Genomic DNA, 12,018 nt, shown 5'->3' on the forward strand with positions numbered 1-12,018 from the left:
ATATCCCGAACAGGCCGCCACCGCACGTCCCCGCGCTCCAGCCCTCCCGTGACCACTACCTTGGAGGCACCGCCATGGGCTCATACGCCCTCCCCAGACCCGACATCCGCCGGAAGGCGCGCGGCCTGCTGCTGGCGCTGGTCGTCGGCGCCCTCGGCACGGCCACCGCACTGGTCTCGCCGCCGGCCGCACACGCCGCCGAGAGCACGCTCGGTGCCGCGGCAGCGCAGAGCGGCCGCTACTTCGGCACCGCCATCGCCTCGGGCAAGCTCGGCGACTCGACGTACACGTCGATCGCGAACCGTGAGTTCAACATGGTGACGGCCGAGAACGAGATGAAGATCGACGCCACCGAACCGCAGCGGGGGCAGTTCAACTTCTCCGCCGCCGACCGCGTCTACAACTGGGCCGTGCAGAACGGCAAGCAGGTGCGCGGCCACACCCTGGCCTGGCACTCCCAGCAGCCCGGCTGGATGCAGAGCCTCAGCGGCAGCGCCCTGCGCCAGGCGATGATCGACCACATCAACGGCGTGATGGCCCACTACAAGGGCAAGATCGCGCAGTGGGACGTGGTGAACGAGGCCTTCGCCGACGGCAGTTCGGGCGCCCGGCGGGACTCCAACCTGCAGCGCACCGGCAACGACTGGATCGAGGTCGCCTTCCGCACCGCCCGCGCCGCGGACCCGAACGCCAAGCTCTGCTACAACGACTACAACGTGGAGAACTGGAACTGGGCCAAGACCCAGGCCATGTACTCCATGGTGCGCGACTTCAAGCAGCGCGGCGTGCCGATCGACTGCGTCGGCTTCCAGTCGCACTTCAACAGCGGCAGCCCCTACGACAGCAATTTCCGCACCACGCTCCAGAACTTCGCCGCCCTCGGCGTCGACGTGGCCATCACCGAACTCGACATCCAGGGCGCCCCGGCCTCGACGTACGCCAACGTGACCAAGGACTGCCTGGCCGTCGAGCGCTGCCTCGGCATCACCGTCTGGGGTGTGCGCGACAGCGACTCGTGGCGATCTGAGCAGACGCCGCTGCTGTTCAACAACGACGGCAGCAAGAAGCCCGCGTACACCGCCGTCCTCGACGCGCTCAACGGCGGCGACTCCACCACGCCGCCCGCCGAGGGCGGACAGATCAAGGGCGTCGGTTCGGGCCGCTGCCTGGACGTGCCCAACGCGAGCACCGCCGACGGCACCCAGCTCCAGCTGTGGGACTGCCACAGCGGCAGCAACCAGCAGTGGGCCGCCACCGACGGGGGCGAGCTGAGGGTCTACGGCGACAAGTGCCTGGACGCCGCCGGCACCGGCAACGGCTCCAAGGTGCAGATCTACAGCTGCTGGGGCGGCGACAACCAGAAGTGGCGCCTCAACTCCGACGGGTCCATCGTCGGCGTGCAGTCCGGCCTCTGCCTCGACGCCGTCGGCAACGGCACGGCCAACGGCACCCAGATCCAGCTCTACACCTGCTCCAACGGAAGCAACCAACGCTGGACCCTCACCTGACGGGACAGCCCCGACCGTCCCGGGTCGCCGCCATCGTGGCGGCGGCCCGGGACCGGCCGTCGGACGGGGGCACTCCCGCTGCTCGCGCCGCCGCATCTGAACCGGCGCCGTACCCCGTCGTGAACGCACTTTCCCCGAATCATCCCCAAAGTCCCTTCGCTGTGAGTGTGTTGTGAATCGCCCGGGGCATTCGGTACGTCACGCAGACATGACGTGACGACGGCCGCTACTCGTTGAGGAGGGGCTGGGAAGATGGGGATTCACATGCGTGTCAAGGGGACCAGGACGGGTGCCATCGTGGTGTCCGCCGTCATGGGGACCGTCATCCTGTCGGGGTGCGGAGGAGACGGCGAGTCCGAGGCGAGGGGGAGCGACGCGTCACAGGGCGCGAGCGGCAGCGACGGGGCCCGCGAACAGGGCACGACGAAGGTGCGGGCGGCCTACGACAAGACGGCAGAGGCCGAGTCGGCACGGATGACGATCCAAATGAAGCTCTCGGCGGAGGGCAGGACGATCACCTCCGACGGCAAGGGTGCCATCGACCTGGCCGAGGGCGACAGCGTCATGAAGATCACCGCGCAGGGCAAGAGCGTTGAACAGCGTGTCGTCGACCAGGTGCTCTACCAGAAGTCCCCCGACCAGAAGGCCCCGGGCGGCAAGTCCTGGATCAAGATCGACATGGAGAAGGTGGCCGCGCAGCAGGGTCTGAGCAACCAGCAGATCGGCGACCCGGCGCAGACCGCCGCCTACTCCAAGGCGATCACCGACCAGGACGTCGAGAAGGTCGGCCCCGAGAAGGTCGACGGAGTCGACACCACCCGCTACAAGGTCACGGTGGACGTCTCCGAACTGCCGGGCGGCGACCGGATGAGCCGGCAGCTCGGCCCGACACTGCCCATGCAGGTCTGGCTCGACGACGAGGGCCGGCTCCGGCAGCAACGGATCGACATGACCGTCAAGGCTCCCGCTTCCGCATCGGCGAAGCCGGACAGCACAGCATCCTCCAAGCAGCTCAAGATGAGCACGGTGATGCGGTTCTCCGACTTCGGCACCGAGGTCGACGCCAAGGCACCGCCGGCCGAGCAGGTGACCGACATGACGGATCAGGCCCTGCGGGGCGGAAACGAGCAGGGCTGACCGCCGAGCGGAGACCGGCGCCCTCCAGGTTTCGCTTCCCTCGTGCGCCGCCGAACGTCAGGAAACGGGGAACCATGTCGAGAGGCGCTTGGCGATGGCCGGTACATCGATGTTGTCCTGCGCGACGTCCTCGACGAACGGGCCGGCAACGGAGACGGGCGGCGGGGCGGTGCCGGCGCTGAGGCCGTTGAACCGCAGGAAGACACGCATGGCGAGCCAGGCGGTGCGCTTGTTGCCGTCGATCAGCGCGTGATTGCGGGCGACGGAGTGCAGCAGCGCCGCGGCCTTTTCGTGCAGCGCGGGGTACAGCTCGGCCCCGAACACGTTCGTCCGGGGCCGTTCGATCGCCGACACCAGAAGGCCCATGTCACGCACGCTGTGCTCGGTGCCATTGACCGTACGGGCGATGGCCAGGATCTCGTCGATCTGGACGTAGCGGACGCCGGTCACTTCAGGTAGTCCAGGATCTCCGCATCGCTGTCCATCAGCTCGGCCAGGACGTCATCGACCTTCAGCTCGGCCCGGTCCTGCGCGTCACGGATGGCCTCGATGGCAAGTTCCTGCTTGCTGCGGCCCTCCCGACGAGCCCGCTCGGTGAGCTTCGCGTCGAGGTCGTCGGGGAGTCGCAGTGTCATCGCCATGCAGGCATGATACCTGACCGGTATCACGCTGGCGCGGTCGAGTCGAACCCGCAGGTCAGGAGTCCTTGCCCGCAGGCTCCAGAATCGCCACGCACTCCACGTGATGCGTCATCGGGAACAGGTTGCACGAGAGAGATTCGGAGACAGCCAGGTCAGAAGGTGTCTCTCGGCCCTTCGAGAGGCTGGTAGATCCTCAGAGCGTCAAACGAGCGTCATGACCAGTGCATGCGCCGGCCTCTCCTTCCCACACCTGCTGATGTTGCAAAGAGCGACGCCGGTCTGGCCGGGTGAGGCCGAGACACACCTCGAACACTTCGCGATCAAGCGCAAGACCGTCACCGGCCTCGTCGACCGGCTCCCCGCATCCCCACGGAGCTACCCGAGCACTCGGACCGCCCGATTGTGAGGCCCTTCGTGCACATCGCGCTCCGTCAGCCCCGACGACTCTTGCAAGCCGGGCGGATACGAACTGCTCGGCCGGATCGGACAGGGCTGGACGGGCGGCGACTCCCAAGGCTCCCGGCAGCGATCGGACCGTGGTCCAAATCAGGGATTGGCCCGGGCTATTCCCCTATGGTCGGAGGGTCGGCCATAGGGACGCTCATCCCCAGTGCTCCTCCTGGTAACGCAGGAGGTCATCGCCGTGGAGTTGCTTGGTGGCATTGCCGACCCGGACCCAGAAGTCGGTGGCTCCGTTGCCGCCCTTGGCGGGCTTGGCGAACACAGGCTTACCTGCCGCAGCAACGCTGATCTGGCAGACGACATTGCCGGAAATCTCGGGGAAGCGTACGCGGACGGTGGTCGCTGTCGGGGTCGACAGACTGTTGTCGAGCAGTTGGCGTACGAAAAGCTCATACCCGTCGACGCTGGCCTGGGACTCCAGAGTGGTGAGGTCGTTCTCGATACCGAGGACGGTTCCATCGTCGGCGACACCGATGAACAGGTTTCCGCCCTCACCGTTGAGAAAGCCGCAGACGGCCTTGACGATGTTGTGCCGAAGGGACTTGTCGGCCTGCTGGGTGTGCACGTTCCAGCGAGCGCTGGCCTTGAACTCGGTGCCCTGGGACTCGCCGGCGGCGATCATGTCGGCCGGGGCGGTTGGGACGTATGCGGGGCGTTCCCCTGTGAGGGTTTCAAACGCTTCCCGCACGACCTTGGCGATGAGCTGGCGTCGCCGTTCCAGGAAGGTGAAATAGTCGAGCTGCTGCCAGCCGACCGGGAGTGCGTGCCACCGCACCTGCCGCTCGAGCACCACCGGGTCCATAGCGTCCGTGATTCTCGGCCAGTAGTCATGTGGTGCGTCGGTGTTGGACGGCTTGTCTGCCGGCCACGTCACATAGGCCATGTTGCCGATGGCATTGACTTGGCGTCGGTCGGTGACGCCCATTCCGGCGAGCACCTTGCGGTGGAACAGGTTGTCTCGGTCGACAGCCTTGGCAGGTTGGACTGAAGGGTCCAGCAGGTCACGGATTCGCTGGCTGCCGAAGAGCATCTCGGCGTCAAGGATGTTGAGCGCCGCCTGGTAGGCGAACAGCACCGGTGAACGTGACGAGGATGTGTCCAGCCGGTTCGGCAGGGAGATGTCCCAATAGTCGCCGGTGAAGTTCGCTGCGATGATCCGGTCGAGTTCCGCGGTGAAGGCTCGGCCGTCACCTGGCGGCAGATTACCGATCCGTCCCAGGTCGAACTCCATCTGAGACTCTGGCGAGTTGGAGTACCGACCGGTGGTGTGCGCCATGAAGAACCACCGTCCGATCACGGGACGGAGTTCATCGACCGTCAGTCCGAAGTCGTGGCGCCCGATCAGCCAGATCGCGTAGCTGTACAGCAGGGCGTTGTCGGAGGTGATCATTTTGCGACTGCGGAAGCCGGCCGACGTGACGCACTGGAAGAACTCGTGCCAGCTGGCCAGGTCCAGGGCCTTTGTGTGTGCTTGGGCGAGCCGGTCGAACTGCTCCTGCCGTCGAGCGGCGGTGACCTTGCCGGTTTCGAGGTCCTTTCCTCGCAGGACGCTATAGACGTGCTGCAGCCGGGCGCGCCGGAAGGCGACAGCAACTGCTACGCGCAGCAGCTGGTCCGGGCTGGGGTCCAGGAAGGCGTTTCGAGGGCTTGGACCGGGGGGTCCTGCGACCACCGCACCACGACAGAAGTCTTCGAGCTGGCGGCGGCCCTTCTCCCAATGCACTGACATCAGGGTGAGGATGAAGTCGGACTGGTTGAGCTTCACTCCTTCGGAGTTGATACGCACGAAGATGTCGGCGACCTGCTCCTCGCTGGCCGAGGCACCCAGCTCCACAACCTGAAAGCGGAACTCGTGTAGGTCCCGGACCCTGTCTACGCGTTCTTCGAGCTCATCCTTGGCAGCGTCCGACAGGGGTTGGCCGCTGGCCTGTTCGAGCCGTTGGAAGAACTGCCGGACGGTGGGCTTGTAACCACCTTGGGCCCAGAGCGCGGTGATGTCCGGAATAAAGTGGGCGTTACGTTCGATCGCCACATCCGTGACCTCGAACGTCTGGTCCTCCGGGTGGAACGCGATACGGACGTTGATCTCGTCGAAGGACTTGGTGACGATCTTGTGTCCGGTGAGGACAGCGAACAGGGCCGTGAGCCGCTGCTGCCCGTCAACGACCAACAACTGCGGTGCCCGAGCACCGACTTCCGTCCCGATCTGACGCGTCCCCACCTCAGCGCCGGTCTCCCAGAACATCAAGGTGCCGATCGGGTAGCCCCGGTACATCGAGTCGAAGAGATCGCGGGTCTTTGCCGCGGACCAGACGAAGGGGCGTTGAATGTCTGGTAACCCGATACGACCGCCTTCGATGTTCTCGATCAGGTGCCGGAGTGTGTAGCCAGTGTCGCGATACAGAGTGGGTGGCACAGCCGAGGGCTCCTAACATCTGAGGGCAACTGGTGGGCAGAAGCGGTCATGGCGTGGGAACAGCATCAGGTTAGCCCGCGTCACCCTGACCGAGCAGCGTCAGTAGTCCCGTGGACGTTCAGGTGGGCACTGCCGCGCACGGACTGTGGGCGTCAGACAACTCCGGTGATCTTGAAGGCAGCCCAAAACAGCGGGTTTTCCTCGGCCTGTTGATCGAGGTGGTGTCTCCAGTCCGGAAGCATCGCGTCGATGGCTGATTCGGCAGCGCACACCGGACCAGCCTCAGAGGGCACGCGCCACCGGTGCTCACGTAGGTAGCGGATGGTGTTGGCGACCTCTCACCGCCGGCGTCACATCTGCGGCCCGAGGTCGGCGGACACCTCTCGTGCGGCGCGCGTGCCCGAGGACAGGGCGCCCTGCACCGAGCCGGTCGCCCGGTGGTCGCCGCACACGTACCTGCCCGGGCCGAGGCGGGTGGTGCGGCTCAGCGGCCAGGGCGGCACCATCGCGGGCAGCGCGCCCTCGACGGTGCAGACGGCGACCTGATGCCAGCCGCCCGTGTCCGTGCCGTACAGCTCGGCCAGACGCCGGAGCACCGTCCGTCCCCTGCCGGGAGGATCCGTTCCCAGGACGGAGGTGGAGATGAGCGCGGTGCCGGGGGAAGCGTAGGTGGGAGCGACCGCGCTGATCACGCAGGTGTTCAGGACGGTGCCGGTGCTGTCCGCCATCAGGGTCGGTGCGGCCGTCGGCGGGCTGTCGGTGGCGTGGTGGTAGGTGGTGACGGTGCGGGTGTCCGGCACGGTCAGGTCCGGCAGCAGGCCGGCGGCGGTCGCCGGGTCCGTCGCGACCACGACGGCCCGGGCCGGTACCTCGCTCCCGTCCCCGAGCAGCACTCCGGCGTCGGTGACCTCCGCGACGGGCGTGCCGAGGCGCAGGACGCCGTCGGGCAGGCCGTCGGCGAGCTGGGCCGGCACGGCGCCGATGCCCTCCGCCGGCAGGCACAGGGAGCCACGGACCATGCTCCGCCAGACCAGGTCGAAGAAGCGCGCGGAGGTCTCCAGCCGGTCCTCCAGGAACACACCCGCCAGGAACGGCCGCAGGATTTCGGCGATCACGGCGTCCGACAGGCCCGCCCCGGACAGGGCTGCCGAGGTGGTGCGGTCGCGGCGCCGTCGGATGGTGGACACGGGCAGCACGGCGTTCCGTGCGGTGAGTGCCGCCAGCGCGGCGAGGTCGCGGGCCGACAGGACGCGCCCCGGCAGCAGCGTCCCCGCCGCGCCGGGCTCCCTGGTCGGATCGGCGAGACGGACAGGCCCGTGCGGTGTGTGGGCGACAAAGCCCGCTGTGAACGGCCGCAGTCGCAGGCTCCGCAGGTCCAGGCGTCGCTTCACCTGTGGGTACGAGGTGTTGAACACCTGGAAGCCCCGGTCCAGCAGGAAGCCGTCCCGCCGGTCCGTGCGCATCCGGCCGCCCACGCCGTCGGACGCCTCCAGCAGGGCCACCCGCCATCCGGCAGCGCACAGGTCCAAGGCGCACGCCAGGCCGGCCAGGCCCGCACCGACGACGACCGCGTCCGGTGCCCGGCGGTGTTCGTCGCTCACACGTCCGTCGCTCATACGTCCCCTCGATCGACGCCGTACCCGTGGCACCCGGAAGCCGAGCCCGTCCGCTCAACCTCTCCGTGTCGTCCAGTACCCGTGACCGGCGGACACAGGCCGGTGCCGAGCATGGAGCGAGAGCTCCACGGACGCCACGACCGAGTACCGGCGGACGACAACACGTCACGAGGACGACGACGCCGACGACTCCAGGGCGGCGACCGCCTCGGCGAGTCCCGACGGACGCGCGAGACCGGCCACCGCCTGCCCCGCCCAGCCGGGTCCCAGGGTCAGGACGACCGGCCTGCGACGGGCTCCGCCACTCCCCACTCCATCGCGGTCACGTGCTGGGCCAGCGTCCGACTGGCGGTGGTGCGGGACTGCGCCCACAGCCCCACCGCGGCCGGCCCGGTCCTGCGTACCGCAGCGACGAGCGACTCGACGGGCAGGGCACCGCCGAACATCCGCACCGGAACCCCTCGCTCCGTCAGCGCCGCGGACAGCACCTCCAACGGGAGCGTGTGATTCTCCCCGGCACACAGGCGAGCACCGTGACGGCGCCCGGACCGTCCGCGACCGAATGGGGCGTTGCTCGCCACAGGGCACCGAAGACGTGCCACAACAGGAAGTGCTCGACCTCGACACACTTGTCCCCCGAGGTCTCCCACTTGCGGCCGACGGCCTGGAGCGTCGGCACGATCACCTCGGCCCTGGCGGCGACCAGTCGCCTGTTCGGCATGCCGGTACGCACGTCGGCGCAGGCCGAGGCCGGGTTGTGCGATCCCGGTCTGCGGCAGATCACGAAGGAGTCATGCGGCGACGATGAAGGTATCCCCGTCGCTCGGGTCCGGTCGGTCGAGCAATCCGCCCCAACAGTGTCAGCGCAGGTCAGGACCCCTTGCCGACCGGTTCGAGGATCGCGACGGACGCCACATGCGACATCATCCGAGCTCACATCGCCGGAAACAGACTCGCCAGTAGTCCGCTTCCTCGGGGAGTCAGTGACCAGCGCTCCCGGCCCGCCGCGAAGTCACGGTCCGCCTCCTCGGCGGACGCCGACTCGACGACCCGCTCCTGGGGCGTCCGCAGCGGGAGCACCGCCCAGCAGCGCTTGCCGCGGGAAGTGGTCTCGGCTCCCCGTATCAGACTGAGGTCCTCGATCAGGGTGAGTCCCCTCCCGCACTCCTCGTCCGCCTCCGTCTGCCGAGGCCGCGGGAGCTCCCGGCTGTCGTCGAGGACCGCGACGACGACCATGCCGTGCACCAGCGTCAACTCGACGGTCATGGGCCCGCCCGCGTGCCGCAGCCCGTTGGTGAGGAGCTCGGAGGTCACGAGTTCCACGCTGAAACGGAGCTCTTCCTCGACTGGCCCTCCCCACCAGCTCAGCGCGGTGGAGACGCGGTGGCGGGCGCGGTGAACCGCGGCCCCGGTCGCTTCGACGGTGAAACTGATGCAGGTGTGAGGCATGATGTCGCTCCTCGATGGCGGTGCGCTTCAGGCTTCCGCAGTCGCCTCTGCGGACCAACACGCAGGTCCGAGATTTCCACGGCGGTCACCCGGGAACAACCAGCCAGGCCATACCAGAGGCTCCGGCTCACCCATAACCCTCGGGCTACTGGACGACCGAAGGCGTCGGGCCGTCTCGGATTCCCCACCGCCTTCCTCCTGGCGCATAATGGAACCCTGTTCGCCCGGGGCGAGGTGCCCCCGTGGAACTTGAGCTGCGCCACTTGCGCGTGCTGTGTGCGATAGCCGACGCAGGGGGCGTCGGCCGGGCCGCCGCGGCACTCGGGTACACCCAGCCGGCGATGAGCACCCAACTGCGCCGCATCGAGGGGCTGCTCGGCGAGGGCGTCTTCCTGCGCAGCAGCGCGGGTGTGGAACTGACCGCCTACGGCGCCCAGGTCGTCGGCCGGGCCCGGGAGATCCTGGCGCTCTCCGACGATCTCACGCGTCTGCGGCCTCCCCGCTCCTCCGGGACGACACGTCGGCTTCGCCTCGGCGCCATCAACACACCGGTGGTGCCCACCTTGCTCGACGTCCTCCGCGAAGCCTGCCCCGACATAACCGTCTCGGTCAGCAGTGTGTACGCCACCGGAGAACTCGTCGGTCTCCTGGAGGCCGGCGAACTCGACATCGCCCTGGGATGCGACTACCCCGGGCTTCCGCTTCACCACTCTCCGAAACTGGACCACCGAGCGATCAGAACCGTCCCTGTCTTCGTGGCCACCCCCGCCGACCACCCACTGGCACACCGGCTGGAGGTGTCCTTGGCCGACCTGGCGGAGGACGCGTGGTTCGTCTCCGCGGACGACGGGGTGGGCTGGCCCGGCGCCTTCTACGACGCGTGTGGGGCCGCGGGATTCAGGCCCGCCGTCACTCACGAGTTCCACATGCTCGACCAACTGCAGTCGATGATCGCCAAGGGTCTGGGGGTGGCCGCCGTCCAGCCCACCATGCGCCCGGTGGGCGGAGTACTGGTCAAACCCCTCGCGGGGGATCCGCTGTGGCAGCGGCATCTGCTCGTCTGGCGGCGGGACTCGGTCGAGGCGTCGACCGTCGAGGTGGTACACCACCACGCCGTACGCACCCACTGGCAACTGCTGTCACAGGCTCCGCACTTCCAGAAGTGGGTGACGCGCGCATACGCACCCGCCCGTCCCGCGAACGGAGCCGGAAAGGCGCTCCCCGGTACGGTCTGACCGGCCGACGCGTTCCACCGCGCTGCGGCATGCACGGTGTGCCACGCCCCCGCCCCCAGTCCGCTGGGTGGCGGACGGAGCGGAGTACGAGGGAGGACGCCGACCGCGGCTGCGGCGGTCGACGCCCTCCTGATGTGCACCGGGGCGGTACGCTCGCGGTCCGCCCGGGGTTGCCTAGCCTGCCAGCAGCGTGACCCCGCGGTCCGCCAGCGCTCGGCTGATCGGTTCGTGGATCATGCCACATCCGCTGTTCGGCCCCCCGCTGAGGATCCCGTGGGCCGTCGAGCCGTCGTAGACGCCGCTGCCGCTGTCACCGGGAGCGTCGCATGCGGTGGACCAGGTCATGCCGGTGAGGGTGCGGCCCGGGTAGGACACCGTCGCGTTGGTCTCGGTGATCTGCCCGCAGGTGTAGCCGGTCGTGGAGCCCTGCTTGCACACGTACTGGCCGACGTAGTCGTAGTCCCAGTTGGTGATGCGGGTCGAGGGGTAGACCCAGCCTCGCGGCTGCCAGAAGCCGGGGTCGTCGACCCTGACGATCGCGGAGTCGCCGTAGTAGCCGAAGGTGTAGTCGGCGACGTGACCGACCCCCCGGTAGCCGTAGCTGTAGGTGGGGACCTCCCAGTACGAGCTGTCTTCCGCACAGTGACCGGCGGTCATCATGTAGTAGCTGCTGCCGCTGTACGCCATGAAGGCGCTGGAGCAGCGCACGTTCGTGCCGTAGATGGCGAGGCCCGAGCGCAGCGGAGGGTCGCACGAGTACTGGCCGCCGCAGTAGAAGGGTTCGGAAGCGTGCGCGTAGGTGCTGACCTCGAGGCCCTCGCCGAGGGTCCGCTTCGCCCACTCCACCACTGCGCGCTGGGCGGGGGTGAGGGTCTTGCCCCGTGGCAGGTCCAGACGAACCTTGTTGTCCTGCACCACCACCGCGGACTGCAGACCGTGGGCGGTGTCCTTGTTCGCTGCGGCGATACGGTGGGCCAACTCCGCTGACATGCGGTTGAGTTGCCGCAGGCTGCGGTCGACGACGACGGTGGCCGTGTCGGGCGCCTGAGCCTGCGCGGACCGGGCCTCGACGAGCGCCGTGGCCGTCGACCGGGTGACGGCGACGGTCAGCCTGCCGCCGTGCTTCTGGTCGATCCAGGCTCCTGCGAAGCGGGAACCCAGGCGCTCGCGCAGCGCCGTCGCGACGTCGGTGAGTCGCTCCTGCCGCAGTACGCGTCGCTGTGCCTCCTGAGTGGAGATGTGCTGGTCCGCGGCGAGTTGGCCGGCCGCGGCCTGTTGCGAGGCGCTGAGCCGTGGGGTGTCCTGGTCGCCGCTGCCGGCGGCGGGTGTGGCGAGTGCGCAGGTGAGACCGACGGACGCGATGAGGGACCACATGGCGCGGCCTGGCCTGCGTGCGGGTAATGCCTTCACGTTCTGCCTCCTGGGAGGTAGGGATGCCCGTGTGCGGGCGGGCGATGTGTTCTCGGTCCGGGGCGACGGAGGTCTCCCCTCCTGCCGCCGCCCCGGACGCCGCCCGGAGCGGGGAGAGCCGCCCCGGGCCGTCGTGAGGGTCGT

The 12,018-nt window shown here is 68.4% G+C and carries 9 protein-coding genes and 1 pseudogene; 3 read left to right on the forward strand and 7 right to left on the reverse strand.

Translation table 11 applies throughout. The annotated features are described in order from the left end of the window. Nucleotides 1-74 precede the first annotated feature (74 nt). On the forward strand, nt 75-1,508 hold the full coding sequence (locus D1J63_RS08565; RefSeq protein ID WP_125628443.1) for an endo-1,4-beta-xylanase: 1,434 nt from the start codon (nt 75-77) through the stop codon (nt 1,506-1,508). A 264-nt stretch (nt 1,509-1,772) separates the two neighbouring features. Next, nucleotides 1,773-2,645 (forward strand): hypothetical protein, encoded by an 873-nt coding sequence (locus D1J63_RS08570; RefSeq protein WP_125628444.1) that lies wholly within the window; start codon nt 1,773-1,775, stop codon nt 2,643-2,645. 57 nt (nt 2,646-2,702) lie between these two features. On the opposite strand, the gene D1J63_RS08575 is transcribed toward D1J63_RS08570, so the two are convergent. The 6 genes and pseudogenes from D1J63_RS08575 to D1J63_RS08605 form a co-directional block, all read right to left on the reverse strand. Continuing rightward, nucleotides 2,703-3,095, reverse strand: a complete 393-nt coding sequence (locus D1J63_RS08575) for a type II toxin-antitoxin system death-on-curing family toxin (RefSeq protein WP_125628445.1) — start codon at nt 3,093-3,095, stop codon at nt 2,703-2,705. Next, a complete protein-coding gene (locus D1J63_RS08580; protein ID WP_007445201.1) occupies nt 3,092-3,286 on the reverse strand; it encodes a ribbon-helix-helix protein, CopG family in 195 nt (64 codons plus the stop codon). Before D1J63_RS08580 ends, D1J63_RS08575 begins: the two co-directional genes overlap by 4 nt. 601 nt (nt 3,287-3,887) lie before the next feature. Then, a complete protein-coding gene (locus D1J63_RS08590; protein ID WP_125628447.1) occupies nt 3,888-6,164 on the reverse strand; it encodes a DUF262 domain-containing protein in 2,277 nt (758 codons plus the stop codon). A 350-nt stretch (nt 6,165-6,514) separates the two neighbouring features. Further along, nucleotides 6,515-7,765, reverse strand: coding sequence for an NAD(P)/FAD-dependent oxidoreductase (locus D1J63_RS08595; RefSeq protein ID WP_125635330.1), 1,251 nt, complete (start codon nt 7,763-7,765; stop codon nt 6,515-6,517). A gap of 180 nt (nt 7,766-7,945) precedes the next feature. After that, a pseudogene (locus D1J63_RS08600) lies at nt 7,946-8,486 on the reverse strand (transcriptional regulator); the annotation flags it as partial. Between the two features lie 227 nt (nt 8,487-8,713). Beyond that, complete coding sequence (locus D1J63_RS08605; protein WP_125628448.1) at nt 8,714-9,229, reverse strand: ATP-binding protein; 516 nt, start codon at nt 9,227-9,229, stop codon at nt 8,714-8,716. A gap of 242 nt (nt 9,230-9,471) precedes the next feature. Between D1J63_RS08605 and D1J63_RS08610 the strand changes: the two genes are divergently transcribed. Then, the gene (locus D1J63_RS08610) at nt 9,472-10,464 is read left to right on the forward strand and encodes a LysR family transcriptional regulator (RefSeq protein ID WP_125628449.1); all 993 of its coding nucleotides are present in this window, start codon (nt 9,472-9,474) and stop codon (nt 10,462-10,464) included. Between the two features lie 174 nt (nt 10,465-10,638). On the opposite strand, the gene D1J63_RS08615 is transcribed toward D1J63_RS08610, so the two are convergent. Then, nucleotides 10,639-11,874, reverse strand: a complete 1,236-nt coding sequence (locus tag D1J63_RS08615; RefSeq protein ID WP_125628450.1) for a protease — start codon at nt 11,872-11,874, stop codon at nt 10,639-10,641. Between the last annotated feature and the right edge of the window lie 144 nt (nt 11,875-12,018).

The organism is Streptomyces sp. KPB2, from assembly GCF_003950055.1.
Lineage (GTDB): Bacteria > Actinomycetota > Actinomycetes > Streptomycetales > Streptomycetaceae > Streptomyces > Streptomyces salinarius.